Source organism: Micromonospora zhanjiangensis (assembly GCF_042650605.1).
GTDB classification, from domain to species: domain Bacteria; phylum Actinomycetota; class Actinomycetes; order Mycobacteriales; family Micromonosporaceae; genus Micromonospora_J; species Micromonospora_J zhanjiangensis.
Genome location: NZ_JBHSBN010000039.1, coordinates 1 through 25,585, shown reverse-complemented (window position 1 = coordinate 25,585; position 25,585 = coordinate 1). Strand labels below are relative to the sequence as shown.

Genomic DNA, 25,585 nt, shown 5'->3' with positions numbered 1-25,585 from the left:
GGCCGCCAGTGCGCCGAATCGGCAGGTGGTCAGCGTTCAGTCGGCCACGACCACGTGGCGCACCGACAGGTCGAGCACGGCGGCCGCCGCATCGAAGTCTGCGAGCCGGGCCGCGAGGGTCGCGACCGCGAGTCGTTCCGGCAGTGCCGCGCTGAACTTCAGCCCACGCACCGCCCGCTCGCTGACCTCGGGCAAGCAGAGTTTCCACGACGCGTCCCGGGTCGCCGCCCGCCACCGCTCTCCGGTCGCGTCCTCTCGGAGCCGAATCGACTGGTCGTCGAATCGCTGCGCCGGATCGACCACGTCACTCAGGCTGGCTGCCAAGGTCGCGTTCGCGCGCAACCCCGCCCAGGTCCACCAGCGCAGCTCGCCGTCCCGGCTCCGCACGACGGCGGTCCCGTCCGGGCACACCAACGGCGACCAGTCATCGCGTTGCCGCCGCAGCCGTTCGTCGGCCCGGTTGGTCGACCGGACCGGCGGGTCGGCACCGAGCAACACCTCGCGCATCGAGCGCGTCAGCTCGAATCCACGGCCGACCCAACCGACGCCCAACCACCGGGCCCGTCCACCGCCGTCCGCCGGCTCGACGTAGCACCGGCGGCGCCGCCAGTCGATGTAGGTGACCCGCCAGCTGCGCCCGTTTAGCAGCAGGAGCCGGGGACCGGGTACGTCCTCGACGAGCAGGCTCGGGTCGATCCGGCCCAGTTCGGTGCGGCCGTGCAGGGCGGTGAACTCGGGCGGGCCGGTGAACACGGCCGTGAGGTCCATGAAGTGCCGCCGACCGAACTGCCGCTCGGCTTCCGGGCCGATGAACAGCAGGCCCTGGTCGTCGTCGAGGTAGCCGTGTTCGACGAGGTGTCGCAGGATCGGTTCGGCGCCGCGACCGAACGGGGGCAGGCCGTTCCACCACCGGTCCCAGAGCTGGTCGCCGACCCGGCGTTCCTGCAGGCAGAGGGCGAGTATCTGCTGCGCGACGATGTGCCGTGGCTCCGGCGGCGGCTGCACCGGTTCGACCCAGCCCCGGCTCCAGAGCAGCAGCAGGCCGGCGGCGGCGACCAGGGTCTCGCCGGACAGGCAGAGGAAGAGGCAGTTGCGGGTGCTGCCGGGTCGGCGTCCGGTGCGTCCGAGTCGTTGCAGGAAGGATGCCACCCCGGGCGGCGCGTCGATCTGGATGACCCGGTCCAGGTCGCCGACGTCGATGCCGAGTTCGAGGGTGCTGGTGGAGACGATGACGCAGTCGCGCGCCTCGGCGAACGCCTGTTCCGACCGGCGGCGCTCGTCTGCGGAGAGCGAGGCGTGCGACAGGAAGGTGGTGACCTGCTTCTCGCGCAGCAGCTGGCCCAGTTCCTCGACCGTTCGCCGTGATTCGCAGAACACCAGCCTTTTCTCACCGCCGTGCAGCGCGGCGATGACGGTGGCGGCGTTCGAGAGCGAACCGACGTAGTCCAGTTCCACCTCTCCGGCCGGCCGGGCCACCGGGAGGCCGGGCGGCCCCGGGGCCTCGGGCGGATGCGGGTCGGGTGCCGTCGGCCCGCCGTCCGGCGTCCGGCCGGACGGCCACGGCTGGACCGTCAGCGGCCCCGGCAGGTCCGGGGCGACCACCCGGCCCGTCCGGCTGCCGGCGCCGGAGCCCTGCAACCAGGTCAACAGCTGGTCCGGGTTGCCGACGGTGGCGGAGAGTCCCACCCGTTGCAGCGGCCGGCCGATCGCGTGGCCGAGCCGTTCGAGCACGGCCAGCAGGTGCCAGCCCCGGTCGTCGCCCGCGAACGCGTGCACCTCGTCCACCACCACCGCTCGCAGACCGGCGAAGAACTGCCGGTGGTCGACGTTGGCGCTGACCAGCATCGACTCCAGCGACTCGGGGGTGGTGAGCAGGAGGTCCGGCCGCTGCCAGAGGACCGCCCGGCGGGTGCTCGTGGCGACGTCGCCGTGCCAGAGCGCCACGGTACGCCCGAGCCAGCCGGTGTACCGCTCGAGTCGCGGGTGCAGGTTGTTCAGCAGCGCCTTCAGCGGGCAGAGGTAGAGCACGGACGTGCCAGTCCAGCCGTCCCGGGTCATCCGGGACAGCAGCGGGAACACCGCCGCCTCGGTCTTACCGCCGGCGGTCGGGGCGAGCAGCAGCGCGTCGTCGCCGGCCAGCAGCGGCTCGACCGCGGCCCGTTGCAGGGGGCGCAGGTCCGGCCAGCCGAGGCTGTTGACGACGTGGTGCAGGACGATCGGGTCGAGCGCGGTTTCGGCGTTCACATCGGCAGGTCCACGTCGTCGGCCGAGGATCGCGGCCCGGCGGTGGCGGCGTTGCGTTCCACGTCGGTCAGCTCGTCGGTCCGCAGGGTCGGTTCGTAGTGCCGGCGTGGGTCCCAGTCGTCGAACTGGTCCACCCGGTCGAGGATGTCCGCGACGAGCTTCTTCAGGTAGAGCCGAGGCGCAACACCGACCCGGCCGCCGAGCCGGCCGGCCACCGCTCGGGCCAGTTCGTTGAGGTACGCGTCGTCGACGACCGTGTCGACCCGGGGGCTGCCGTAGATCTCCCGTACCCGTAGGCCCAGCTCGACCAGCGCGGCCTGGCTGAATCCCGGTAGCCGCACCTGGGTGGCCCGGGGGTTGTCCCAGCGCGGGTCGGGCCCGAAGTCGGTGGCCAGCCGCTGGGCCAGCGGCGCGAGCCGCTGCACCCCCTGCTGACCGTCGAAGAACGCCGGGGTCCCGGTGATCAGCAGGAACAGGCCGGGGAACCGGCCCGCGTAGATGTCGTCGACCAGTTGGCGCAGCGCGTTGAGGGCCTTGTCGCGGGCGTCGGAGCGGACCCGTTGCAGGGTTTCCACCTCGTCGAGCACCAGCAGCAGGCCGGCGTGTCCGCTGTCGGCGAGCACGGTGAGCAGCCCCTGCAGGAAGCTGAGCGCGCCGAAGTGGTCGAGGTCGCCCTTGACGCCGGCCGTGCGCCGGGCCGCAGCGGCGACGTGCGGCTGGCCGCCGAGCCAGGCGGCCAGCCCGTCGGCCGTGACCTGGTCACCCTTTGCCGTGGCGGTGCGGTAGCCACGCAGCGCGGCGGCGAACCCCGGCGTGGTACGGGAGATTTCCGCCAGCCGCTGCTCCAGCAACTCCCCCACCGCCCGGTCGAGCCCGTCGGCGTCGTTCTCGTCGACCTGCCCGGTGGCGAGGACGTCCTCCTCCAGGGCGTAGATCCAACCGTCCAGCACCGGGCGCAGGGCGCTGGGGGTGAACTGTTCGGTGCTGAGCTGCTCGACGAGCCGCCGGTAGACGGTCTCCATCCGGTGCAGGGGAGTCTCCAGTTCGGAGATCTGCACCTCGGCGACGGCGAAGCCGCGGCGTTTGGCCCGCTCCCCCAGCCAGCGGGTGAAGAACGTCTTACCGGCGCCGTACTCGCCGCGTACCGCCTTGAAGACGCTGCCACGGCCGGCCACCCGATCGAGGTCTGCGTCGAGCGCCGCGGTGAACCGGTCGAGCCCGACGGCGAGCGCGTCGAGGCCGTTGGTCGGGACGACCCCTCGGCGCAGCGCGTCGACGATGTCCCGCCGCCGTCGGGCGGATATCTCGACCGTCATCGCGGCGAGAGACCGAACTGCTCGACGAGCAGGTCGACGTCGAGTTTGGCCGTCCGGCCGTCGGCGTCGAGGGTGAGCACCGGGTACCCCTCGACCTGTAAAAGCCGGCGCAGCGCGGTGACGGTGGGTTGGATCCGGTGGGCGGGGATGCCGGCCCGGGTGGCGAGGGTGTCCAGGGTGGCCCGGCCGCCGCCGGCGATCAGCGCGCCGACCAGGGCGGCGACCCGCTGGTCGGGCAGCGGCGCCCGGCTGTCCCGGCGCTCGCGGTAGGTCGGACTGGTCAGCAGCGCATCGACCAGGTCGGCCGCACCGTCCCGCTGCCCGGTCGGCCCACCGACGGGCGCGGCCTGGCTGGTGGCCGGCGGCGGTGAAGCGGCCGTGGCCCCGGTGTTCGTCGCCGGGAGCGGTGCGGCCGGGGCGGGCAGGTCGAACAGACCCTCGTCCTGGACCGTCGCCCTGATCCGCTTGGTCGGACGACCGTTGCCGGGCCGGCCTCCGGCGGCCGGGATCCCGGCCGGTTCGGCGGTCCGGCCCGACGCGGTTTCGGGCAACGGTTCGCGCCACCACTCGGGGCTGGCGATCGGCGCACCGGCCCAGCCGGGCACGGCGTCCTCGTCGTGACCGCTGAAGATCAGGAGCGGGATCACCGCCTCGGCGGAGGACGCACCGCCGTGGTAGCCGGCCTTGCGCGGTCCGTAGCGCACCTCCTCGCGCCACGGCAGGACGACGGAGCCGCCGCCGAGCGCGACGCGGCTGCCGGTGAACGCCAACTCTCCCTCGCCGGCCGGGTCGGCTCCCGCCGGACGCCACCGGTTCCCGCCGGTGTCGACCGGGCGGCTCACCGCCTCCGGACCGCGGTCCACCACGTGCCCGTGGTCGGAGACCAACACGACGATCCGGTCTTGGGCCAGGCTGAGCAGGTCACGCAGCCCGTTGACGGTGTCGGTGCTCCATTCGACGGTGCCCGGGTCGCTGCGGTCCAGGGCGTCGTCGATGGTGTTGATGACGGCGGCGACGACCGGGACGGCCGGGTCCGCCAACGCGTCGGCCACCCGCGGGTCGACGGCCGCTCCGGCCGGGCCGCGCAGCCCGGCCTTGTGCACCAGGACCCCGTCGGCGAACCGGCCGGTGAACGCCTTCGCCTCGGCGACCCGGTCGCCGGCAGTGATCCGTCCGCTGAACAGGCTGCACCGGCTGACCTCGGTGACCGTCGGCAGCGCGGCGAGGACGCCGGTGCGCTGCCGCCCGCCGGGGGTCAGCTCCAGCCAGGACGGGTTGCGGGCCACCGAGTCGGCGATCTCGGTGCTGGCCGCGGTGCTCATCCCGTCGAGCACCAGCAGCAGGATCCGCCGGCCGTGGTCGAGAATCGGCTGGACGACCCGGTCGAGGACGTCCTCGACCGGCAGCAGCGCGCCCGGTTCCCGCTCGGCGGCGGTGGCGTCCTGCAGCAGCCCGGCGAACTGCTGGTCGTGTCTGGCCCGCCGGGCGTCGACCGCCCGGTGCAGCAGGTGGTACGCCTCGGCGACCTGCTGGTCGGACTCGCCGGCGAAGATGTCCAGCCGGGCCCGGTCCACCCACGCGTCGTCGCGGACCTGCCGGTGCACCGCGGCCAGCAGGGTCGCCGGCATCGGGCCGTCCGGTTCGGCCAGCCAGCGCAGCAGTCGGACCGCCATCCGGGCGGTCTCCACCCGGCGGCGGTCGGCGGCCCGGTGCCGCTCGACCTCGGCGAGCGCGGCCTGTGCCCGCCCGACGAGGGTCGCGGCCGGGGTCGCGGCGGCGGTCGCCGGCAGGGCGAGCCGGACCGCGCCGGCGAAGGCCCGCATCCGCTGGGTGAGTCCGCTGGGCAGCAGCGACGAGGCGGCCAGCCGGCCGGTGAGGTCGATCTCGGCGGCGATCTCCTCGGCCCGGTGCAGCATCCGGTGCGCCTCGGCCCGGGCCGGTCCCTCGCCGTCCAGGGCCCGGTAGATCCACGCCTCGGCGGCCTCCTGGAACGCGGCCGCCTGCGGTTCGGTGAGCCGCGCGTCACCGAACCGTGGTTCCAGCCGGGTCCGAGCGACCGCGAGGTCCACGTCGGTCCGGGCCTGGGCGCCGCGCGGCCAGAGCACCCCGGCGAGCAGCCCGAGCGGTACAGCGTCGACGCCGTGCCGGGCCCGGACGGCGGCCATCACCGGTACGGCGGCCGGACCGGCCACCTCGACCAGGAAGGCGCTGACGCCGGCCGCCCAGTCGTCGGGCAGGTCGAGGAAGCGCAGCTGAGCCTGCGCGTCGGTGCTCCAGTGCAGCAGGCCGGCGCTGTCCAGCTCGTCGGGTTGGAGTTTGAGGAGCGCCCCGGCCAACTGCCGCAGCGCGTGGTCGCGGGTCAGCACGGTGCCCGGCGGCGGCGGCCAACCCTGCGGCGGCGCCAGGTCGGTGAGCGCGTCGGCGACCCACTTGCCGGACCGGACCAGGGTCAGGTCGAGGTCGGCCTGATTGCCGAACACCTGCCGGACCATGTCCCAGGAGTCGACGCTGCGGGTCTGGTGCTTGCTGAAGTGGGCGAGCAGACCTTCGCCCAACTCCTGCTCGGTCAGGTCGGTGAGCAGCACCAGACGTTCGTCGTCGGCCCGGTCGACCAGGGCTGCCCGGGCGGCGATCGGGGTCGGACACGGCACGACGCGCACCTTCGCCCCGGCGACGGTGAGCACGGTGTCGTCCGTCCACTCCGGACGCGCTCGCAGGGCCAGCGCGGGCGCGTCGTCGCCGTCGGCGAGCCAGGACTCCACCTTGCGGCGTACGGCGGCGGGCCGAACCGCGGGACGGGGTGCCGTCATGGCGCCACCCGGACGGTCCAGGTCACCTCGACGGTACGACCGTCGCGGAGTTCACCGGACAGGGCGGTGACGAGTTCCTCCAGGTCGGTCTTGTCCTGGACCACCCGACGGCGCTGACCCGTGGCCGCGTCCGGTCGAGTCACCTGCGACTCGCCGCCGTTACGAAGTACCTCCGGCGTCCGCTGCAGAGGCACCTGTACCGGGTGGCGCGTGGCGTCGCCGCCGGGGTCACCGTCGTCACCCTGATGACCACCGCCCAGCTCGACCAGCACGTCGACAGGACCGTCGGGATGCTGGTGCCGAGTGTCGACCGACGGAGTGTCACGACCCGGCGGCGGGGTCTCCGTGCCCCCGGACTCCGGTGTCTGCCGTCCGTCCCTCCCGCCGAGCCCCGGTTCAACGCGATCGGTCGGGGCCGCCTCAGCCAGGAGGGTGGCGGCGGCGGACACCGCCTCGTCCAGGGCTGCGGTCAGGTCGCTGCCGTGCTGCTCGTGCCGGGCAACCGTCCGCAGCCGGTCGAGGACGGCACTCGCCCGGCCGTCGCCGGTGCGTCCGGCGATGGCCGTCAACAGCCCCCACTGGGTGGCGTTGAGCGCCCGGGTCAGTCTGTCCGCCTGCTTGAAGACCTCACTGGCGGCGACGGGTTCGGCGAGGCCGGTATGCCCAGGACCGGACGCGACCACGTCGACCAGGACCACGTCGTCCCGTTCGGTGGCGACCATGGCGAGCATGTCGGCGACCTCACGTGCGGTGGCCAGTCGCCCGGTCGGGGCGTGCTCGTCCAGTCCCAGCACCGAGGCGTGCCGGGTCAGTGCGTCGACCAGTTTCGCCGCGTGGTCCGCGTAGTCCTCGGCGACCTTGCGCAGCGTGCCGGCGAACACGCCGAGGTTGGCCGGGGTGCGGAAGGACGGCAACTCCTTGCCGAAAAACGCCCGCCCGAACCGCAGCGCGGCCTCCCACGCCTCCGCCGTCGGCATGGGCGGCTGCCGCAACTGGAAACGGTCCTCGACGCCGCGTACGTCGCTGACGTTGACCTTGGTATCCCGCTCGTACCAGCCGAGCTGCTGTTGCAGGGCGAACACCGCGATGATCAGGTTCTGCAGGTCCCGGTCGAGGCCGCGCGGCTTCGGCAGGTCCAGCCATTCCCGCAGCCGGTGCACCGGGAAGTGCTCGGTGTAGCCCTCCTTGGCCCCTTCCTGGGTCAGGTGCCGGCTCCACCAGCAGGTGCTGAGGTCGAGCACGTACCGGTGGTCGACCAGTTCGCCCAGGTGCAGGTTGTTGCAGATCCGGCGGAGCAGCTTGTGGTCCGCGGGTGGCACCCCGACGCCGTGGGTCGGGTCGGCGGCGGCCTGCTTGGCGTAGTCGAGGATCTTGCCCAGCTCGGCCCGGGTGGGTGGCTTCTCGTCGACCGGCAGCCCGGGCGTGCCCGGGTACGACCAGTCCAGCAGCTCCCCGGTCAGGTTCTTGAAGGCATCGGCCAGGGTCCCACCGCGTGGGTCGCCGATGCGCAGCCCGTTAGCCAGGGTGTGCAGCACCCCGACGGTGTCCTCCTGCACGTCGGACGGCTGCGGGTTGGCCGCCCCGTACGCCTGCTTCAGCGCCGTCACCAGGCCGTCGCGCAGTTGGCTCTGCCGTTGCTGGAGGTAGACCCGGCCCTGCCGCCGGTCTTCCCGCGGCCAGTCGGCGGCGAGGGTGTTGAGCCGCTCCCCCGCTCCGCCGGCCCCGAGCAGATAGTTCACCTTGGCGAGTTGGGTGACCCGGCCCATCAGGTCGTCGGTGAGGTACAGCGGCAGCCAGAAGACGGTGTTGGAGCCGCGGTCCAGTTCCTCGATCCGGGCTCGGTCGGCGCTGCGCGGGTAGTCCTGCGGGTCGAACGGGTAGTCGACGACGATCCGCCACGCGTCGCCGGGGGCGATCAGCGCGGACACCGGCATGGTGTCGGGGTCCCGGACGTTGCCGAACTTGACCTGGACGATATGCCGCCGGCCGCGCCACTCGCGCGGGTGCTGCAGCTCGCCGTGGCTGCCCTCGGCGCCGGTCAGCCCCATCTCGACGATGATCAGCTCGCGGAGCAGTTGCTGCCGTACGCCCGCCGAGGTCTCGTTGTGCGGAACCAGGTCGAGCAGCTTGTCGAAGTCGACGGCGTGCAGCTTCAGCGAGACGACCGGCTCGTGGTCCCGGGTCAGGTGCAGCTCGCCGGCGTCCTGCTCGATCTTGCGGAGCCGCTGCAGCACCACGGTGTTCTCGTAGCCGGGGATCGGTGCGGCGATCGAGCCGAAGTTGAGCGCGTGCAGCTTGGCCGCGGTGAGGTTGTGCAGGGCCGGCACGTCCGGCACCAGCGCGCCGAGCAGCACCGTCTTGATCAGCTTGTCGTCGAGCTGGAACTGCGCGCTCCCGGCGGCCTGGTCCTCGGTGATGCCGTTGAGGACGAGCAGTTTCGGCCGCAGTTTGCGCTGGTAGAGAATGCGCGCGGCCTCGAACTGCTGCCGCAGCTTGGGCCGGTCGGGCAGCTCGCCGTGCAGCACCAGCGGGTCGAACAGGGCCGCCACGCCGATCAGGTCGTTGACACGCAGGGTGTCCCGGCGGTCGACCAGCAGCTCGGTCATCACCTTCAGCGCGGTGCGTTCCCGCTGCAACGCCTGCGACAGCGCGACCAGGGTGGCCACCAGGGCCGGCGAGAACGGGTAGAGCTGCCGGAAGGCGGTGGCGTCGGAGCCGATGCCGGCGTCGCCGTACTGGGCGCCGAGCAGCAGGGTGTCCCACACCTCGCGGTTGTGCTTGACTGCGGCGAAGGCGTTGTCGATGACCGCGCGGGCGGCGTCGTCGTTTGGCTTGAGCAGCCGCTTCTCGGTGATCTCGGGCAGGTTGGTGTCGGCCAGGACGATCTCACCGAGCCGGCCCTGGACGCTGCGCATCACGTGCGCGAGGGCTTCCCGTTCGGTGCCGCCGACCTGCGGGCCGAGGAACTCCTCCAGGTTGCGCTGCCGGGCCACGAACGAGACCAGGGGCAGCGGCCGGGCGGTGTCGGCGGACTCGACCAGCTTGTTGAGTTTGGCGCCCTCGGTGTTGACGAAGGTGTGGTCGCTCAGCTTGGTGGACAGCCACAGGATCAGCTCATCGAGGAACAGCACGATGCAGTCGTAGCCGAGCGACTTGGCGTGCCGGGTGACCACGGCAAGGCCGGAGTCCAGGTCCAGGTATTCCGCGCTGCGCACGGCCCCGGTGAAGTAGCAACTGGTCAGGGCGCTGACCAGTGCGTCGCGATCGGGCGTACCGGGAGGTTGGGCCGCGGCGTCGGCGTACCGCTGCGGGGTCCAGCCCTCGGCCTGCGCCTTCAGCGCGGCCAGGCCGACCCCGGCGCCGCCGGGCCCGTCGCCGGCCTCGCGCAGGCCGGCGAAGAAGGCGTCGTCACCCATCCGGTCGCGCAACCGCGCGGCGTCGTCCAGCAGGGCGTCCGACCGGTGTACGGCGGGGACGGGCGCGTCCGGGTGCGCGGCGGTGATCTGCCGCAGGTAGCCCTCCAGGACGGCCTGCTCGACCGACCGCGCGTCGAGCATGTGCAGGGTGAGGGTGAGGAACCTGCGGCCCGTGAGCCACGGGCCGGCGGCGACGACCGGCTCGGCCAGGCCGTGGATCTCCCGGGCCTTCGGGTTGTGGGCGAGCACCTCGCGCAAGACGGCCATGAAGTGCGACTTGCCGGAGCCGAACGAGCCGTGCAGGAAGGCAGCCTGCGACCGGCCGGTGGTGACCGCGTGGCCGACCTTGCGCAGCGCGTCGGTGAAGTTCTCCCGCAACTGGTCGGTGACGACGTAACGGTCCAGGTCGGCGCCCTCGGCCGCCTTGACGACGAAGTCGCCCTCGCTGACCGAGGTCGGGATGTCGATCAGTTCGCGCAGCAAGGTCACGCCAATTCCTCCAAAGCCTCCTTAAGGACTGGACACGTTACCCATCGACAGGAAAGTTCCGTAACCGGACAATCGCCGGGGGTTGGATCCGGTCGGCGGGACCGCATCGCCTTGTCATGAGCCCATCCTGGCCGGTTGTGGGAGGCTACCCAGGTCAGCGGGGTGGCGGGTACTGGATGGGTTGATCGATGCAGCCCACTTCCACCCAAAGGCAGTCAGCTTCTTGACAGAAGCCTGGACTCGCATGCTTATTTGACCATCCGTAGCTGGGCAGCCCACCGGATCAGTTGACCCGTCCGAGTCGCCGCAGGATCCTGTCGCTGAGCTCCCAGCGGCTCGTGCCGCGTCCGAACCGGACGCCGCGCGCCTCCCGGACCGTCCGTTCGAGGCTTGTCCGCTTGGCCTCGTCGAGTCCGTCGACCATGTCGTCCGCCAATCGCAATGCGTGGTACTGCTCGGACCCACTGCGCGAATTCCTGATGACATGGAGCATCAGCTCGAAGTCTCGCAATGCCGGCTGGGCCTGCATCAACCCCAACGCGGTGATCCGCTCCTCGTCAGTGCCCTCCCGCAGCCACCGCTGGACCTGCTCCGGTTCGAAGGAGTACACGTCCGCGAGGCGACGGGCCTGCGACACGACCGCATCGATCGCCTCGGTGCGGGCCGCCCCGGAGGGCATCGAACTGCGGATGGAACGGTACCTGGCGGTGATGGGACCGGCCGCCGCTTCCAGCAGGGAACGGGCCTCCTCGCGCAACTGTTGAGCGAGTGCATCATCGCCCCGTCGCTCGGACTCCTCGGCCAGCGCGAACTTCTCCGCCGCGGCGGCGCGCAGCTTGAGTTTCGCCCCACCCAATTCCAGACTCTCGGCCCGGTCGCCGAGGAGAGCCAGAAACAGCAGCACGCCTCCGAAGGCGAGCAGGACCGCGCTGCCGGTGCCGTTCTCGGTGATGAACACCGCCGCCGTGCCGGCACCGAACGAGCCCGCCCCGAGTAGACCCAGTACCACCCGCAGACCGAGCGTCAGGGTGGGAGAGCTGTCGATGCGTTCCACATTCAACTCCAACGGCTGAATTCAGGCTCCGGGATGTACCTGCCGGTAGAACCAGCCGAGGTGCTCGATGAGCGCCTGGCGCGCCGTGGCGTTGACCAGGACGTCCAAGGGGAAGCCGGGACGAAGTGCGAGCTTGGCGGCGGCGATGGTGACGCCCGGCAACTCGTTCAGCCGGCGGCGGAACTCCTGCCTGAGTGCGATGTCGTCGAACGGCGTCCGGGTGCTCAGGTGTTGGAAGACGATCTCGAACTTTCCGCTCGGGTAGATCGTCGCGGGCCAGATGTTGCCGAGCTCATGGTCCTTACCTCGCGCCATGAGGAAGCACGACGTCTCGCCGCCGGTCCCGTAGAGCAGCATGCCGCCCGTGTCGGTCCAGGCTTCGAGCACGGCGACGGTGGCGTGCGCGACCTGCGCGTCCTGAAGGTCGGTCAACTGCTCGAGGAACCGGTCGTCGAGGGCGTTGTTGTGGCTGGACCTAGGCCGCAGGAGCTGTCCCGACGCGTCCTGCTGGGGCATGCCGGCGAGTTGGGCCAGTTCCTCGACCCCGATGCGCTGCGACTGGCTCGCCCGCCCGTACTTGTCGAACTCGACACCCTCCGCGCGCAGCAGGTCATGCGGATCATCCTTGCGCGACGGGTCGAGCCACCGGAAGTTCGGCGACAGCGTGCCCTCGGTCTGAAGGACCCGGTGCGCGTTCGGTGCCGGGTGACTGGCCAGCCGGACGCCGACCGGCATCGGGTGGCTGCCGATCAGTGCGGCCACGTCCCCGTACGCCGTCCAGGCGCCGGCGGGCAGCGCGGCGAGCGCCTTGTTCATGACGTCCCAGGGCACCTCGGACCGGTTGCCCGCCTCCTCGGTGGGGCCCGGCCAGTGCGCGATGATCCGCTCGGCGAGCGTGTCGGCGCGGGCATGGATTTCCGGGCGCCCCCACCGCTTCTGGTCGGCGATGTCGCGGCTCAGTGAGATCCCGCTCTTGCCCAGCTGCACCCGCTTGACCAGGAAGGAGCTGTTGCTCAGCTCGGCGTTGTAGCCGGTGAGGGTGAGGTTCCCCAACGTGTGGACCAGCGCCTCGTGCACCTCGGCGAAGCTCTCCTCGCCCTGCAGATCCTCGCTCAGTGCCTTTCGCCATTCGGTGGTGGGGCTCTGCGGCATGACGTGCTCGATGGTCAGCGAGTCCGCCGCCACCGGTTCCTTGCTGCCGTAGGACTCCTCAAGCCATTGGAGCACCAGTTTCCGCTGGGTCGCCCGGCCGTTGAGGTAGAACGGGATCGACCGCACCGCCTCGCGGATGCTGGCATCGGTGGCGAAGTACTTCCGGCCGACGGACAGATATGCGCGTACGGCCTCGTCAACCGGTAGGTCCGCCCGCATGTCGGTCACGATGCGCAGCAGGATCCGGTTGATGCTCGCGGTGGCCCGACCGATCAGCAGGCGCCGGACGAAGTAGCTTTCGACGTACAGCATCGCCGAGGCGATCTGCTCGGACGTTGCCGTCCCCTGCTGCCGCCGGTCCAACAGGTGCAGCAGGAGTGGATAGACGGTGGTCGTGTCCCAGGCGTTGAGCCGGGTCAACCGCCGCCGCACCTCCGGGTCTTCCTCCTCCTTGGGGTGCAGGATGACCCGGAGCAGAGTGCCGAGCCGACAGAATCGGCGGACCTCGGCCTCGATTTCCGCTTCGGTGTGCAGCCCGTCGAGCCGGGCCTGTTGGCCGGTGTAGGTGTCGGTCTGCTTGACCTCGGGGTTACGGTGCACGAGGTCGAGCCAGAACAACTGCTCAAGCTCGCCGGAGTCCAGCTGGGTCTGCAGCGGGAACCACAGCGAGTCGTAGACGGCCTCGCCGCGGTTGGGCAGACGCATGAACAGGTAGTTGCGCAGCAGGTCGGCCTGGGTGAGCTTGAGACCGGTGTTGTTCAGCGACTCGAAGATCCGGTAGACGTTGTCGCCCGCCTGGGCGACGACCGAGACCAGTGCCATACCCGAGATGACCGCGTCCTCGATGCGCTCGATGTCCATCGGGTCGTCCGGGTCGTCGACGGCGACGAGTTGCGCCGCGAAGAACCGGTACGCCGCGCCGACCTGGTCGCTGCCGCCCGCCTGCGGCGTCGCCTCCAGGCACGCCTCGTAGGCGGCCCGGTCGGCCTGGGTGGGGACGAGCTTCAACCGGTGGGCGGGCTTGTACTTGTTGATCAGGTATTCCTGGTCGATGCGGTCCCGATGGTCCGGATCCTCGTGCTTCGCCCGGTGGTCACGGATGGCACAGAGCAGGATGGACAGGGTGGTGAGCCGCTGCTGACCGTCCACCACCAGGAACTCGGACACCGACGGCCCATGCGTCGGGCTGGACGCGAGCACCAGCGAGCCGATGAAGTGCGTGAGGCTGGGGTCCTCGGCCCGTTCCTCGGCCAGCTTGCGGATGTCCTCCCAGAGCCGCCCGAGCTGAGAGTCCGTCCACGAGTAGGTCCGCTGGTAGAGCGGCACCCGATACTGCTTGGCGCCCTCCAGCAACTCCCGCAGCGTCGTCTCGTGGGCGGCAACCATGCCATGCACCTCCATATGCGTGGGCTGTCCGGCAACACAATCAGATGCACAAACTTGCCCCCGTACATGAGTCGGATACGCGACTCCAGGCTGGACCACTCCGGCATTGAGCGCTCGGCGGTTCGGTCCTGGACGAGTACCGGCCGTTGTTCGAACGGTTCGGGATTCCGGAGCGGCCGCTCGCGGTGCTCGACGACGTCTGGCCGACGCTGACCGACCGGCCGTCGGTCTGCGTGCACGCCGACGTGCACCGCAAGAACATCATCGTCGATGGTGGGGCCAGCATGTTCCTGGACTGGGAGCTGGCACTGTGGGCGGACCCGGTCTACGACCTGGCCGTTCACCTGCACAAGATGGCGTACCTGCCGGTGGAGGAGGCGACGTTGCTGAGCCGTTGGCAGGAGATCATGCCTGGCGGGCATGTCGCCGCGTGGGAGCCGGACCTGGACGCGTACCTCGGGCACGAGCGGATCAAGTCGTCGATCGTCGACACCGTGCGGTACTCGCAACTGTTCGTGGCGGGCGGGCCGTATCCGTACCCGGAGGATGAGATGGTCCGGTCGATGACCGGCAAGCTCAACGCCGCCCGGCCGTTCTGGGGAATGGCGACGCCGATCGGGACGGACGAGGTACGCGCTGGCTTCGCCCAGTGGGTCGCCGCCCGTCGACGCTGACGCCATCGCCGCCCGGCCATGCCGGCGCCGTCGCCCCGGGCGGCCGCACAGGACGACTACGCCAGCCAGGTGGCGGATTTCATCGGCGCGGCGTCGGCGTACCGCTGCGGAGTCCAGCCCTCGGACCGCGCCTTCAGCGCGGCCAGGCCGACCCCGGCGCCGCCGGGCCCGTCGCCGGCCTCGCGCAGGCCGGCGAAGAAGGCGTCGTCACCCATCCGGCCGCGCAACCGCGCGGCGTCGTCCAGCAGGGCGTCCGACCGGTGTACGGCGGGGACGGGCGCGTCCGGGTGCGCGGCGGTGATCTGCCGCAGGTAGCCCTCCAGGACGGCCTGCTCGACCGACCGCGCGTCGAGCATGTGCAGGGTGAGGGTGAGGAACCTGCGGCCCGTGAGCCACGGGCCGGCGGCGACGACCGGCTACGCCAGGCCGTGGATCTCCCGCGCCTTCGGTCAGCTTCTTGACAATCACTGGACATTCGGATCTGCGATCCCGACCTATCTCTGACGATCGCAAAGGGCAGCGAGATGACGACCGCCTTTGGGAGGGTCGCGGCCGTCAGCGCGGTGCGACCCCGAATGCGCGTGACTTCGCGGTAACTCATCGTCGGACGGCGGGTCGGCCGATCGGATGTTGCCCTAGGCAACCGGCGTCCATGTCAGCACAGCTGGTGGAGGGCTTCGATGGAAAGCTGTGAGAACGTCGGTGGCATTGCGCTCAGTACTGGCAGCGTGACATATAACTGGGAGACCTCACGCATGAACACCCCCTACGACCCTGCACAGAATCAGCCCGGCCAGCAGCCGATGCCGCCGACCGCTCAGCTCCCGCAGGTTCCCGCCGGCCAGCTGCCACCGCCTCCCGGCCACTACCCGCCGCCTCCCGGCCAGTACCTGCCGCCTCCCGCCGCCAAGAAGCGTCCCTCCTGGCTGCTTCCGACCCTCATCGGCGCTGGTGTGTTCGTGCTGCTGTGCTGCGGCGGTTCGATGGCGATCGGCCTTGCCAGCGACGGCAAAAAGACCGACGGCATCTCGGCCAGCAAGGAGACCCCCGCCGTCAACCCCAGCACCTTGGCCCCGAGCGCGGCGGCCCCGACAGCGAGTTCCGCGACGCCCGCTCCGACGAAGACCACCGCAGCCCCTGCACCGGCAAAGCCGAAGACCTTCGGCATCGGCGACAAGGTGCGCGGCGGCGACTTCGAGTTCACCGTCAACAGCGTGAAGTGCGGGATCTCCCAGGTCGGCAACAGCTACTTGAACCACAAGGCGCAGGGCACCTTCTGCCGGCTCAGCGTGACCGCCATGAATGTCACTAAGAGCGCGAAGCTGTTCCACGCCGACGGCACCATCACCGCACATGACGCCTCCGGTCGGGAGTACGACGTCGATGGAGAGGCCGCCATCTACGGCAACGATGACGCCAAGGGCTTCCTCGATGAGATCAACCCGGGAAACTCGGTGAAGGCGAACGTCTACTTCGACGTGCCGAAGGGCACCAAGCTGAAGACGATCACCTTCGACGCCGGCCTGTTCACCTTCGCCGAGGACGCCGTCGTCACCCTCTGATCGCTCGCCCGACAGAGAGGCGTGACCTGGCGACGGCAACCGGAGGCGGGGGCGGGGGCGGGGATCAGTCGCACCCACGGGTCTTGCTGCGGCTGGTGCCCGCGATCCGATTGATCACGGGCTCCTGCGGTAGGTCCTGCGCGAAGTCAGGCGAAGTGGTTGGCGCGGCCAGCGAAACGGGCTGTCCCCTGTCCTGGATCTCGCGCGCCACTCGCTGCGCCAGAGCGTCGGCGGCGGCAGCGCCGTCGGCACTCCCCCAGTACTCTGCGCGCTTGTTGTCCAGCGGATAGGCGACGACCGGCCATGGCCGGCTGAACGCGACCCTGCCGAGCCAGGCGAACGGCGTCGCCACTATGCACGCCAGCCAGTTGACGCCGAACCAGAGCAACCCGGGCAGCAGCGCCACAACTCCCAGGAGAGCCAGGAGGCCGGTGATCGGGTCGGACAGTCCGTCGGCGACCCACCACAGCTTCTTGACCCACCGTGGCAGCCGAGGCTGCCACGCCAGCCGACGCCGTCCCGCCCGCCACCGCCGGCCGTCAGGGCTCGCTACGGTTTCCACCGCTCCGCCTCACAGGGTCTTCAGGGCGTCGAAATCGCCCCTCATGAGGTTCCGCATGCCAATCAGGTTCGCCACCATCATCTCGATCGCCTCCTTGAAGACCGTCAGCTGCTTGACCATCAGGTGGTAGGCATCTTCGATCATCTGCCACATGGTGGAGACCAACTGCCACAGGTTCCACAGGAACGTCGACCATTTCTCAGCGGTCATGACGGTCTTCAGCGCTTTCTTGATCCGCTTCGAGTAGAAGTTGAGCGCGAACAGTAGTGACTCGACAACGTACTCGTACTCGGTGGCCATCGCCTCGCAGATCTGCTGGCCAGAATCACACACCTGGGCAAGAGCTTCGAAGGCCGGGATCCACCGTTGGCGGATGTGGTAGTCGAACGCGCTCGACGCGCCGCCGGTGGCACCCGAATCGCTGTTCCAATGCGTCGACAGGACATCCATGCCGTGCCCGAGGTCGGCCGCCACCGCTCGGAAGGCGGGCTCCATCTCACTCCAGGCGGCCCCGATCCGCCGCACCGCGCCGGAATCCCCGAGCGTCAGCGGGAGCAGCTTCGCCAGGAGGTCATAGCCGGTCAGCCGCGCGACCCAATCGTTGATCGTGCCAACCAGCTGGTAGACCGAGTCCTTGACCTCGCCGACCCGCGAATTGAACGGAGGAGGGGCGAGCGTGACCTCGGCACCGGTTGAGAAGGTGTCACATCGGACCAGATCCTGTTCGCGGTATCCATGAGGCTTCGACCACGCCCGGCCCGCGGTCCACAGCCGCTCGGCCGCTGATAAGTCCGAGTTGGCGTACGCCTGCGCGGCCGTCCGTAGATCGTGAGCCGTCAGCCACAACCCCCGCTTCGCGGCGTCGCAGAACTCCGACATCGAATCCGCGAGGCTTCCCAGGCCGAAACGTGCCGGGTAGAGGGTGCCGTCAAGTCCATCGAAGTTGCGGCACTGCTGCAGGCAGTACTCCTCGATGGTCACCAGCGCGTCGTCCTTGTCGGCTTCCAGCTGTACCGCATATCCGTACAGGTAATGAGTCTCGACCTGGACGGTCATCGCCGCTCGCCCCGATGTCCGTGTTCCACGTCGGCGACGGCCTCCTCCAGCGAGGCGCCGGCTTCCAGCAAGCGCCATGCCTGCCGGGCCGACTCCATCCGCGCATCTGCCCACAGGTGCACCGCTCGGGCGTCCGGATCGTCGGCGCGTCCGGCCAGGACATCGAACCAGTTCAGCTCACCGCGAGAAACGCGGTCCCTGACCGCGGCGTATTGCGCAGGTGCTCCGGCGGGTCGCGGGTCATCCTGGTCGTCCTGCCCGGAAGAGTCCTCGTCCAGGGTTTCCATCTGAGCTTGCAGCTGGTGGCGCCACCCGATGGACTCCTGCCGCACCTCGGCAGCCATCTGGAGCACTCGGCGGCGATGCTCCGCAATCTCGTCAGAAAGCTCACCCATGGTAGGCATGATGTCAGCTCTCCACTGATCCGACTGCCCCAACCGAAGTTGAGTCACGGCGGCTCCGGTGGCCGCCAGCCGGCATCCGGCGGACGGAACTGCGTGGCGTGACCGTACGGCTCGGTGGCGTCCAACGAGCGCAACTCGATCCAACGGCGACTGACGTCACGCCAGATCCGCTGCTGTTCCTCGAAGAACCGGTCGAGAACGTCGCGTGTCACGTCAGTCGACGGGGTGACCGCGAGGTAGTAGTCGATCTCATCGCGGAGCTTGTTCAAGCGGTACCGGGTTTCCTCCATCGTCACCCACCGCGGCCGCCAGTTGAAGAAGCTCTCCATCGTGCCGAGCACGGTCACGGTGGCGACCAGGGGAAGCACGATCTCCGCTCGGTCCTCGATCCGGCCGAGTCCCAACACCACGGTCGACACGGCGGCCAGGGCCACGGACAAGATCCGGACCCAGGAGGACGACATCCGGTAACGGTCCTTGCGCGAGTCCGCCCACGTAATGTCCGCCGATACCAGGTCCCGGAAATGGACGATCACTTCATGCAGAGGTAGGTCGACCCGACAGCCGATCAGCTCGTACAGGCCGTTCTCCGATCGGGTGACCTCGGGTGGGGCGCCTCGTGCGAACCATCGCATCGACTCAGCATGAGCAACGGTGACGACGATGCCAACCTGTTGTCGGATCGCGGACCACACAGCGATAGTGGCCGATGGCTCTGAAATCTCGAAGCCGCGTCCGATGCTGTTACCTACACTCGACCCGTGGTGAAGGGGCGCTTCGTTGACGACGGGCGGTGGCTGCCCGGGTTCTCCGGTGAGTTCGTCGTTCGATGCCCGCAGTGCGGCGGCGCGGCGAAGGTCTCGCGGGACTGGGACCATACCGGCCGGAGCTGGGAGCCGGCGACGGTTGCCTGCATGGCCTGCGGGTTCTCCCGCCGACAACTGAGGACGCCCGGCTGTGGATGTGGTCGATGCCGACGACACGTTTCCACCAACTGGGCTGGGCCGGTGGTTGTCAGCGCGCGACGGCGGTGCGGCAACTGTGGCCGCTGGACACATGTCGAACTTACGGCGAATGCGGCACCGCCTCGCCGCTTTGTCACTCTGCAGTGCGACGGCTGCGGTGCCGCGACCAACACGAGCTATGAGCTGCGTCCGATGACGGTACCGGCGGCTCTGGTGGACAACTGCTTTGGTCTACCGCTGTGGCTGCAGACCCCATGCGCAGGTCAGACGCTCTGGGCCTTCAACTCGCGCCACCTCGCCTATCTGAAGAGCTTCCTGCAGGCCGGGCTTCGGGAACGGCACGGCACGGCGAGCGCCTCGGTGGTGTCCCGCCTGCCCGGCTGGCTCAAACAGGCCAAGCATCGGGGTGAGGCACTGCGCGCGGTCGAGCGTCTTGAACGGCTGCTCCTGTCCTGACGGTCGGCGGGTGGTCAGCCGCCGTCGTACCGTCGGGGTTGGCGTGGCACGAGACCCGGCCGCGACGCACGGCCGTAGTCGGTGCGGCGTTCGTTGCCGTACGGAAAACCGGCCTGCCACTCCCGCAACGCGAACCGCAACCAGTTCGCCTCGTCCCGGCTGGCCGCCAGCTCGGCGTGCAGGTCGCTCACCTCGTCGGCGACCCGGGCCAGGAAGCGGCGTACCTCGTCGGGGTCGACCCCGCGGCGGCCGAACCGGCGCACGGTGAAGCGCGCCCCGCGGATCTGCCGTGGCCCCAGCCGCCCGGACCGCCCAGCCCGGTAGACGGTGCCGCCGGTGGCGCCGGTGCGCGAATGGGCGCCGGTGTGCGACCCGGCACCGGTCAGGTCAGCCACGATGGACCTCCACGAGGATCTTCTCGACGAGCCGTCGGGACTGTTCGGAGTCCAGGGCGAGCGCGTCGAGGCTGGCCCAGACCTGCTCGTAGGCGGCCAGCTCGGCCGGCCGGTCGAGATACAACGCCCCGGTCAACGACTCGTGGTAGACCACGGGCGGTTCGGGGTCGATCCGGTTGCCGGGCGGGAAGTCCAGCAGCGTGAACGCCCCGGCGACGGCACCGTCGTGCAGGCCGGCGGCCAACGGCAGCACCCGGACACTGATGTGCGGCTGCCGGCTGGCCTCGATCAGGTGACGGAGCTGGTCGGCCATCGTCGCCGGACCGCCGACGGCGCGCAGCAGCACCGCCTCGGACACGATCACCTCCAGCCGGGGCGCCGGCGGCAGTCGCCGCAGCAGCAGGTCCCGCCGGCGCAGCCGTACCTCGAGCAGGTGGTCCCGCTCGTCGGCGGTGAGGTCCGGGCGGGGCCGGCACACCGCGGACGCGTACCTCCGGGTTTGCAGCAGGCCGGGGACGAGCGTGTCGTGGTGTTCGCGCAGCCGGCACGCGGCGGCCTGGAGGCCGGCGTGCAGGTCGAACCAGGCGGGGACCGGATCGCCGTAGCGGTGCCACCAGCCCTTCGCCCGCGTCTCGCCGGCCAGGCCGACCAGCGCGCCGGTCAGCTCGGGCGTCGCGCGGTACAGCTCACACATGCCCCGCACCTCGGGCGCCCGCGCCGCGCCGATGCCAGACTCGATCCGCCACAACTTCTGCCGGCTGCACTGCAACGCCGCCGCCACACCGTCGAGGGTCATCCGCGCCTCCATCCGCAGCTGGCGCAACTCCCGCCCGAGCTGCCGGCGCGGCACCGTCGACCCCTGGTCGTCAGCCATCCGCACCCCGCCCCTCGACCGGGCCGCTCCCCCGGCGCGGCCCGCCGGACCGCCCACCGGACGGCCGCGGGTCGTAACGGTCCGCGCGCTGGTTGCGCGCCGCGTTCACCGGCCACCGCCCGGTCCGCTCGTAGACCACCGCGCCGTCACACCGCGAGGTCACCCGCCCATCGGGTACGCGGACAGGAGCACCCGCCCGACGACCGCGCCCCCGCGGGTCGCCATCCGGTACGACCGGCCCGACCGAGTCGATCACGACTTTCCCTGGCCGCAAGAACCACTTCCACCGCCTACCCATGCCGCTCCCCTCGCTGACTGCACCATTGTTTGGACAGAATACATGTAAAGCATGGGAAGCATCTATAGGATTTAAACAAGGCATTGGTTGCATGGCATGAAGTGGGCTGTGGTGGAGTTCGAACCATGGTGCCGTACATGCCGCTGTGGCGAAGGATCCGGCAGGACATCCTGGACCGGATCGCCGCCGGCATCCTCAAGCCTGGCGACAAGCTGCCGACGACCAAGGAGTTGGCCGCGCAGTACGACACCTCGGGCCTGACCGTCCGGAAGGCCATCGAGGTTCTGACCGAGGCCGGCGTCTTGGAAGGCCGGCAAGGCGTCGGGGTCTTCGTGGCCGACCCCTCGGGGCGAAACTCGTAGGGCACCTGCTCCTACCATGCCTGGGTGAGGAAGCTCCGGTTGCTGGCGAGCCAGGAAGTGCAGGAGTTGCTCGGCGTCTCCCGTACGCGCGCCTACCAGATCACCAACTCGAAGTCGTTCCCGGACCCGGCGGCTGTCCTGTCGGTCGGCCGGATCTGGCTCGCCGAGGACGTGGAACGGTGGATCAAGGACCACCGGCCCGACCCGCAGAACTCGGAAAAGTAACCGGGGCTCATGGCGCCGTACATGCCGCTGTGGCTCCTGCAAGGCCGGCAAGGGATCGGCGTGTTCGTAATCGGAGAGCGGAGCTGACCGCATGCCGTACGCCCAGCCCCTCTGGAAAGACATCCGCGATGATCTCCGGGCCAGGATCAAGGCCGGCCTGTTGAAGCCGGGCGAAAAGATCCCCACCACCCGGGAGCTGATGAATCAGCATTCGACCAGCTCCGCGACGGTCCGGAGAGCCGTGGATTCCATGATCGGGGCCGGCGAACTCGTCGGCCGGCAGGGATTGGGCGTCTTCGTAGCCGGCGACCCGGGCTGACAGCATGCCTTACGCCCAGCCGCTCTGGCGTCAGATCAGGGACGATCTACGCGCGAAGATCCGGACCGGCATCTACCCGCCGGGAAGCAAGCTGCCCTCCGTTCGCCTGCTGTCCGAGGAGTACAACACCAGCCACATGACCGTTCGGCGGGCTTTGGACACGATGATCGAGCTTGGCGAGCTGGTCGGCCGGCCGGGCATCGGCGTCTTCGTGGTCGACGCGTCGGCACCCGACCGGTAGGTCAAGAGACACCATGAGGAGAAGAGCGATGACGATCACTCCCGAAATGGTCGCCTACCTCCGGACGATGGTGAAAGGGCATCACGTCGAGAACGACCGCGTCGAAGAACGCCTCGACGCCAATGACTGGAATGACTTTCCGCGATTCCTCGCCGCGCTCTTCTTCCTCGCGGTCGACCGGCGCTTCGGCGAGGATGCCAGCCGGGCTGATGTGATCCAATTCGTCGCCGAGATGCGCGCCGAACTCGGCCACGACGCCCCAAACATCGACGCGGACCAAGCAGAGACCCTCATCATGTCAACCATCGATCCCACGGTCGGCTACGACATCGACCCGCAAATGATCGGACGGATTCAAGCCGCCACCGTGCACAAGGTGCTCGGCGAAGACAGCTTCACGGACCAGGGCCTTGATGCCATCCTTGCCGAAGCCGTGGAACTGGCCGAGCGCCCGTAGCGGCGGGTAAACCCCGGCCACTGGGACGCCGCACCCACAACACGACCGTCCCCGAACTGCCGACCGACGACAGTCCAGCCTCGTCCCGTCCCCGGTCAGCGGGACCGCTGTCGGGGCGTCGCGTCAGGAAGCTCCGTACGTGCCCCGTTCCAAGACCAAAGGCTTGACCGGGAACTGCGCCAGGCCGGTCCAGTCCTCCATGGCCGCCAAGAGTATCTTCTTGACCTGGGTCTTGGTCTCTTCGAGGGCAAGGTCGATGAAGCACTGACACCTGGTCAACTCGTCGCCGTTGACGATGCACAACAGCACCCCGACCACTTGGAGGCCCCGCGCGGCGGCCACCATCTTGGCGTCGGGTGGCAGCGGGATGTTCGACGCGAGCTGACGGGCGAAGGATTGCACGACCCGGTCACCCCCGAGTAGGGACACGAGCCAACCAGCCATCGCCCCGATCAGGTCGTGCAGCTTCTTCTTCCCCGCAAGGATCGCTGCGGCGAGCTGCGCCAGCAGCTTGCACCTGCGCCGCCGTCGCCGGCTGAACAGCTGCTCCCACGTCGCCTCGGTCACGTAATCGGTGACACGCTCAGATACGACGTCGGCCCACCCGTCGTTCAGAGCTGCCACGCAAAACTCGGCAGCCTTCTCGACCCGTTCCTGGCGGCGACGCTCCTGCGCCTCGGCCCGCCGACCGCCCACCGGGCTACTTCTCCCAGAGCGCCGCGCAGGGGCGCCCTGCGGCCGGCGTCTGCGCTTTGGCTCCTTGGGGTGTCGCGGTCCTGCCTCCGGCAGGCCAGGATGTTTGTGACATCTCGCGCCTGGCACCCTTACCCGATTCTTGCAGAGCGTATTGTCCGGACATCGGGCACGACATCGAGGCATGCGGTCATCATCACTGCCCGCAGGAACCTCAGATGTCAAAGAATTGACAGTTGTCCATCATCGCCGAATCCGAGACGGCCACTGCTGCACGGACGAACAGGGCTGCGTGCGCTCGACCATCTCAGATAGTGTCCGCTCAACAAGTGAAGCGTGATCACATTCTGGGGAGCGTCGATGTCGAGCATCGAAGAGGTGAAGGCTGCGTTGCTGCAGGCCGCAGAGCACGGCAACCAGACCGTCAACCAGATCCAGGCCGCTGCTGCCGGCATCGACCAGATGCTCGGCCTGTTGCGGGCCGCTTCGGCCGGCACCGGTCACCCGAAGATCGCCGAAGCACTCGCTCGTGGCGAGCAGAGTAGGCAGCGCCTGGCCGAGGCCGCAGCGCTGGTACAAGGCGGTTCCCAAGCCGCCCGGGAGTATGTCCAGGTTCTCGGCTGACCGCCATGTCCATCGAGGACGTCAAGGCAACCCTTCGGCGCGGCAACAAGGCCGTCAAGGATGCTCGTCGCACGCTCGAACAGGCCAACGCTCAGTTGCTCGACGCCACCGGCATTGCCCTGCCCACGCTGGAAGGCAGTGAACACGCGCACGTGCAGCGCACCCGCGCCGGGTTGAAGGCCGCCGCCCACGAGATCGAGTTGACCCTGCGCCGGTTGGACGCCGCCGCCGAACACAGCACTGCTTACCTGGACGCAATCGGATGAGCGGATTGGATGAGGTTCTCGCCCGGCTGAAGAGCGCTATCGAGCAACTCGACACCGCCGCGATCACCGCCGCCCGCTCCGAGGCGGACGCCCGCCAGGCCGAGACTCACTACCGCGAAGCCGGCGGAGGAAGCGACCACCCCGCGGTGCGGGGCGCCGTCTCCGAGAGCATCACCGCCGCTGAGAAGGCCGGCAAGGTTGCCCGCCTGCTCGCCGAAACCAGCGGCCACCTGACCGCGTACGTCAACACCATCGTCCCCGGGGCCGCCCCGACCAGGAAGGCTACCGATTCAGCCCAACCCACCGGCGAAGAACTTGTCTCGGACACGGTCAGTCGTACAAGTACCACTCCTGGTATCGAGAGCTACCTGAACAGGTTGACAAGGAAAGCCGACGATCTCAAAGATCATGCGGAGAACGCCACCAACACGGTCCAGACGTTCCTCCAGTCCCTCCGAGATCGGCATGGTCCCTCTGGATCGCAGTCAACAGGCACGACCGTACCCACAGCTCCGCCCGTACAGCCGCCCGCGAAGATCGACGCCGCCGAAACCGCCGGCCATATCGTCGTCGTGGGCCTGGCTGCTGGGATAGTCATCCTCAAGACAACTGAGGTAGTCGACACGTGGTTAGCGAGGTTGAAGAAGCGTGAGCATCAAGACAGACCTGAGTGACCTGATCCGGGCGTTGGCTCGTCGGGACTGGGGCACGGCCGACCGTCTCACCGCCGAGTTGGGTCGCCAAGGCTGGGCCGGCGGCCTACAGACGATCGGAGCGGCCTTCGCCATCGCGGTCCACCGACGGTTCGGCTCCGAGGCGAGCGCGGCGGACGTCGCACGGTTCGTGGCCGAGGTCCGGTCCCAGGTGCCCAACGGCGACGAGTTGCCAGCGTTGGAGATGGAGGGGTTGATTCGCGCGGTGCTCGGCGAACCCGAATTGGTGGACAACATCAGTGCGGATCTTGCGCTCGGCGCACAGACCTTCCTTCTCGGTGCTTTGCTGCAGGACGAGAACCTGACCGAGCAACAGCTTGAGGGTTTCATCGCAGAGGTGGAGCAGACGGCAGCAAGGTACCTTTAAGCGTTCAGTGGTTGCGGCGGTATAGATACCGCCGCATCCACCATGTTGTCGAATCCTCCTTGCAAGGTCGATGCATGCCGGCTCACCGAAGTTGATGGGGGTCGGCTGAGGCCGTCAGTCTGTCCAGGGTGGACCCCGGCGTGAGGGTGCCCGTGGCTCCTGGTTGATCATCTTGTTGTCGAAGCAAGGTTGATCACAACAGAAG

26 protein-coding genes are annotated in these 25,585 nt (G+C 69.4%); 12 read left to right on the top strand and 14 right to left on the bottom strand.

Going from position 1 to position 25,585, the window contains the following annotated elements:
- Positions 1-36: 36 nt before the first annotated feature.
- The 6 genes from ACFOX0_RS31090 to ACFOX0_RS31065 all read right to left on the bottom strand — a co-directional run bounded on the left by ACFOX0_RS31090 (position 37) and on the right by ACFOX0_RS31065 (position 13,867).
- Entirely contained in the window at positions 37-2,244 is a 2,208-nt protein-coding gene (locus tag ACFOX0_RS31090) for a DEAD/DEAH box helicase (RefSeq protein ID WP_377552683.1), read from the bottom strand.
- The gene (brxD, locus tag ACFOX0_RS31085) at positions 2,241-3,560 is read right to left on the bottom strand and encodes a BREX system ATP-binding protein BrxD (RefSeq protein ID WP_377552681.1); all 1,320 of its coding nucleotides are present in this window, start codon (positions 3,558-3,560) and stop codon (positions 2,241-2,243) included. The genes ACFOX0_RS31090 and brxD overlap by 4 nt, the downstream gene beginning before the upstream one ends.
- Positions 3,557-6,370 carry a BREX-2 system phosphatase PglZ gene (gene pglZ, locus ACFOX0_RS31080; protein WP_377552679.1) on the bottom strand — a complete coding sequence of 938 codons (2,814 nt, stop codon included), beginning with the start codon at positions 6,368-6,370 and terminating at the stop codon, positions 3,557-3,559. The genes brxD and pglZ overlap by 4 nt, the downstream gene beginning before the upstream one ends.
- A complete protein-coding gene (locus ACFOX0_RS31075) occupies positions 6,367-10,275 on the bottom strand; it encodes a phage resistance protein (RefSeq protein ID WP_377552677.1) in 3,909 nt (1,302 codons plus the stop codon). Before ACFOX0_RS31075 ends, pglZ begins: the two co-directional genes overlap by 4 nt.
- A gap of 283 nt (positions 10,276-10,558) precedes the next feature.
- Positions 10,559-11,329 carry a hypothetical protein gene (locus ACFOX0_RS31070; protein ID WP_377552675.1) on the bottom strand — a complete coding sequence of 257 codons (771 nt, stop codon included), beginning with the start codon at positions 11,327-11,329 and terminating at the stop codon, positions 10,559-10,561.
- Positions 11,330-11,350: 21 nt separating this feature from the next.
- Positions 11,351-13,867: a GmrSD restriction endonuclease domain-containing protein gene (locus ACFOX0_RS31065; RefSeq protein WP_377552673.1), complete on the bottom strand. Its 2,517-nt coding sequence runs from the start codon at positions 13,865-13,867 to the stop codon at positions 11,351-11,353.
- A 146-nt stretch (positions 13,868-14,013) separates the two neighbouring features.
- On the opposite strand from ACFOX0_RS31065, the gene ACFOX0_RS31060 reads away from it, so the two are divergent.
- Positions 14,014-14,541, top strand: coding sequence for a phosphotransferase family protein (locus ACFOX0_RS31060; RefSeq protein ID WP_377552671.1), 528 nt, complete (start codon positions 14,014-14,016; stop codon positions 14,539-14,541).
- 56 nt (positions 14,542-14,597) lie between these two features.
- Here ACFOX0_RS31060 and ACFOX0_RS31055 read toward each other — a convergent pair whose 3' ends face one another.
- Positions 14,598-14,897 (bottom strand): hypothetical protein, encoded by a 300-nt coding sequence (locus ACFOX0_RS31055; protein WP_377552669.1) that lies wholly within the window; start codon positions 14,895-14,897, stop codon positions 14,598-14,600.
- A 399-nt stretch (positions 14,898-15,296) separates the two neighbouring features.
- Between ACFOX0_RS31055 and ACFOX0_RS31050 the strand changes: the two genes are divergently transcribed.
- A complete protein-coding gene (locus tag ACFOX0_RS31050) occupies positions 15,297-16,103 on the top strand; it encodes a DUF4352 domain-containing protein (protein ID WP_377552667.1) in 807 nt (268 codons plus the stop codon).
- A 64-nt stretch (positions 16,104-16,167) separates the two neighbouring features.
- Here the strand turns inward: ACFOX0_RS31050 and ACFOX0_RS31045 are convergent, their stop codons facing one another.
- The 4 genes from ACFOX0_RS31045 to ACFOX0_RS31030 form a co-directional block, all read right to left on the bottom strand.
- Complete coding sequence (locus ACFOX0_RS31045; RefSeq protein WP_377552665.1) at positions 16,168-16,509, bottom strand: hypothetical protein; 342 nt, start codon at positions 16,507-16,509, stop codon at positions 16,168-16,170.
- Positions 16,510-16,674: 165 nt separating this feature from the next.
- Complete coding sequence (locus ACFOX0_RS31040) at positions 16,675-17,721, bottom strand: hypothetical protein (protein WP_377552663.1); 1,047 nt, start codon at positions 17,719-17,721, stop codon at positions 16,675-16,677.
- Entirely contained in the window at positions 17,718-18,116 is a 399-nt protein-coding gene (locus ACFOX0_RS31035) for a hypothetical protein (RefSeq protein WP_377552661.1), read from the bottom strand. The genes ACFOX0_RS31040 and ACFOX0_RS31035 overlap by 4 nt, the downstream gene beginning before the upstream one ends.
- A gap of 53 nt (positions 18,117-18,169) precedes the next feature.
- Positions 18,170-18,760: an SLATT domain-containing protein gene (locus ACFOX0_RS31030; RefSeq protein ID WP_377552711.1), complete on the bottom strand. Its 591-nt coding sequence runs from the start codon at positions 18,758-18,760 to the stop codon at positions 18,170-18,172.
- A gap of 522 nt (positions 18,761-19,282) precedes the next feature.
- Between ACFOX0_RS31030 and ACFOX0_RS31025 the strand changes: the two genes are divergently transcribed.
- The gene (locus tag ACFOX0_RS31025; RefSeq protein WP_377552659.1) at positions 19,283-19,546 is read left to right on the top strand and encodes a hypothetical protein; all 264 of its coding nucleotides are present in this window, start codon (positions 19,283-19,285) and stop codon (positions 19,544-19,546) included.
- A gap of 14 nt (positions 19,547-19,560) precedes the next feature.
- On the opposite strand, the gene ACFOX0_RS31020 is transcribed toward ACFOX0_RS31025, so the two are convergent.
- Positions 19,561-19,941 (bottom strand): DivIVA domain-containing protein, encoded by a 381-nt coding sequence (locus tag ACFOX0_RS31020; RefSeq protein WP_377552658.1) that lies wholly within the window; start codon positions 19,939-19,941, stop codon positions 19,561-19,563.
- Positions 19,934-20,815, bottom strand: coding sequence for a helix-turn-helix domain-containing protein (locus ACFOX0_RS31015; RefSeq protein ID WP_377552657.1), 882 nt, complete (start codon positions 20,813-20,815; stop codon positions 19,934-19,936). The genes ACFOX0_RS31020 and ACFOX0_RS31015 overlap by 8 nt, the downstream gene beginning before the upstream one ends.
- A gap of 435 nt (positions 20,816-21,250) precedes the next feature.
- Between ACFOX0_RS31015 and ACFOX0_RS31010 the strand changes: the two genes are divergently transcribed.
- From ACFOX0_RS31010 to ACFOX0_RS30990, 5 genes are all read left to right on the top strand, one after another.
- The gene (locus ACFOX0_RS31010) at positions 21,251-21,475 is read left to right on the top strand and encodes a GntR family transcriptional regulator (protein ID WP_377552655.1); all 225 of its coding nucleotides are present in this window, start codon (positions 21,251-21,253) and stop codon (positions 21,473-21,475) included.
- Between the two features lie 24 nt (positions 21,476-21,499).
- Positions 21,500-21,700 (top strand): helix-turn-helix transcriptional regulator, encoded by a 201-nt coding sequence (locus ACFOX0_RS31005; RefSeq protein WP_377552653.1) that lies wholly within the window; start codon positions 21,500-21,502, stop codon positions 21,698-21,700.
- 91 nt (positions 21,701-21,791) lie between these two features.
- The gene (locus ACFOX0_RS31000) at positions 21,792-22,019 is read left to right on the top strand and encodes a GntR family transcriptional regulator (protein ID WP_377552651.1); all 228 of its coding nucleotides are present in this window, start codon (positions 21,792-21,794) and stop codon (positions 22,017-22,019) included.
- A gap of 4 nt (positions 22,020-22,023) precedes the next feature.
- Positions 22,024-22,260 (top strand): GntR family transcriptional regulator, encoded by a 237-nt coding sequence (locus tag ACFOX0_RS30995; RefSeq protein ID WP_377552649.1) that lies wholly within the window; start codon positions 22,024-22,026, stop codon positions 22,258-22,260.
- 28 nt (positions 22,261-22,288) lie between these two features.
- Positions 22,289-22,717 carry a hypothetical protein gene (locus tag ACFOX0_RS30990; protein ID WP_377552648.1) on the top strand — a complete coding sequence of 143 codons (429 nt, stop codon included), beginning with the start codon at positions 22,289-22,291 and terminating at the stop codon, positions 22,715-22,717.
- A gap of 123 nt (positions 22,718-22,840) precedes the next feature.
- On the opposite strand, the gene ACFOX0_RS30985 is transcribed toward ACFOX0_RS30990, so the two are convergent.
- Positions 22,841-23,413, bottom strand: coding sequence for a hypothetical protein (locus tag ACFOX0_RS30985; RefSeq protein ID WP_377552647.1), 573 nt, complete (start codon positions 23,411-23,413; stop codon positions 22,841-22,843).
- A gap of 357 nt (positions 23,414-23,770) precedes the next feature.
- Between ACFOX0_RS30985 and ACFOX0_RS30980 the strand changes: the two genes are divergently transcribed.
- The 4 genes from ACFOX0_RS30980 to ACFOX0_RS30965 are packed head-to-tail and all read left to right on the top strand — an operon-like array spanning position 23,771 to position 25,380.
- The gene (locus tag ACFOX0_RS30980) at positions 23,771-24,034 is read left to right on the top strand and encodes a hypothetical protein (RefSeq protein ID WP_377552645.1); all 264 of its coding nucleotides are present in this window, start codon (positions 23,771-23,773) and stop codon (positions 24,032-24,034) included.
- 5 nt (positions 24,035-24,039) lie between these two features.
- Positions 24,040-24,300, top strand: a complete 261-nt coding sequence (locus ACFOX0_RS30975) for a hypothetical protein (RefSeq protein ID WP_377552643.1) — start codon at positions 24,040-24,042, stop codon at positions 24,298-24,300.
- A gap of 5 nt (positions 24,301-24,305) precedes the next feature.
- A complete protein-coding gene (locus tag ACFOX0_RS30970) occupies positions 24,306-24,974 on the top strand; it encodes a hypothetical protein (RefSeq protein ID WP_377552642.1) in 669 nt (222 codons plus the stop codon).
- The gene (locus ACFOX0_RS30965) at positions 24,949-25,380 is read left to right on the top strand and encodes a hypothetical protein (RefSeq protein WP_377552640.1); all 432 of its coding nucleotides are present in this window, start codon (positions 24,949-24,951) and stop codon (positions 25,378-25,380) included. The genes ACFOX0_RS30970 and ACFOX0_RS30965 overlap by 26 nt, the downstream gene beginning before the upstream one ends.
- Positions 25,381-25,585: the final 205 nt, after the last annotated feature.

Bases quoted from the DNA above. Each gene is read 5' to 3' on its own strand.
- brxD (WP_377552681.1), bottom strand. From the start codon at position 3,560: ATGACGGTCGAGATATCCGCCCGACGGCGGCGGGACATCGTCGACGCG.
- pglZ (WP_377552679.1), bottom strand. From the start codon at position 6,370: ATGACGGCACCCCGTCCCGCGGTTCGGCCCGCCGCCGTACGCCGCAAG.
- ACFOX0_RS31065 (WP_377552673.1), bottom strand. From the start codon at position 13,867: ATGGTTGCCGCCCACGAGACGACGCTGCGGGAGTTGCTGGAGGGCGCC.
- ACFOX0_RS31055 (WP_377552669.1), bottom strand. From the start codon at position 14,897: ATGCTCGACGCGCGGTCGGTCGAGCAGGCCGTCCTGGAGGGCTACCTG.
- ACFOX0_RS31050 (WP_377552667.1), top strand. From the start codon at position 15,297: ATGAACACCCCCTACGACCCTGCACAGAATCAGCCCGGCCAGCAGCCG.
- ACFOX0_RS31040 (WP_377552663.1), bottom strand. From the start codon at position 17,721: ATGACCGTCCAGGTCGAGACTCATTACCTGTACGGATATGCGGTACAG.
- ACFOX0_RS31035 (WP_377552661.1), bottom strand. From the start codon at position 18,116: ATGGGTGAGCTTTCTGACGAGATTGCGGAGCATCGCCGCCGAGTGCTC.
- ACFOX0_RS31030 (WP_377552711.1), bottom strand. From the start codon at position 18,760: ATGCGATGGTTCGCACGAGGCGCCCCACCCGAGGTCACCCGATCGGAG.
- ACFOX0_RS31025 (WP_377552659.1), top strand. From the start codon at position 19,283: ATGACGGTACCGGCGGCTCTGGTGGACAACTGCTTTGGTCTACCGCTG.
- ACFOX0_RS31015 (WP_377552657.1), bottom strand. From the start codon at position 20,815: ATGGCTGACGACCAGGGGTCGACGGTGCCGCGCCGGCAGCTCGGGCGG.
- ACFOX0_RS31010 (WP_377552655.1), top strand. From the start codon at position 21,251: ATGCCGCTGTGGCGAAGGATCCGGCAGGACATCCTGGACCGGATCGCC.
- ACFOX0_RS31000 (WP_377552651.1), top strand. From the start codon at position 21,792: ATGCCGTACGCCCAGCCCCTCTGGAAAGACATCCGCGATGATCTCCGG.
- ACFOX0_RS30995 (WP_377552649.1), top strand. From the start codon at position 22,024: ATGCCTTACGCCCAGCCGCTCTGGCGTCAGATCAGGGACGATCTACGC.
- ACFOX0_RS30990 (WP_377552648.1), top strand. From the start codon at position 22,289: ATGACGATCACTCCCGAAATGGTCGCCTACCTCCGGACGATGGTGAAA.
- ACFOX0_RS30980 (WP_377552645.1), top strand. From the start codon at position 23,771: ATGTCGAGCATCGAAGAGGTGAAGGCTGCGTTGCTGCAGGCCGCAGAG.
- ACFOX0_RS30975 (WP_377552643.1), top strand. From the start codon at position 24,040: ATGTCCATCGAGGACGTCAAGGCAACCCTTCGGCGCGGCAACAAGGCC.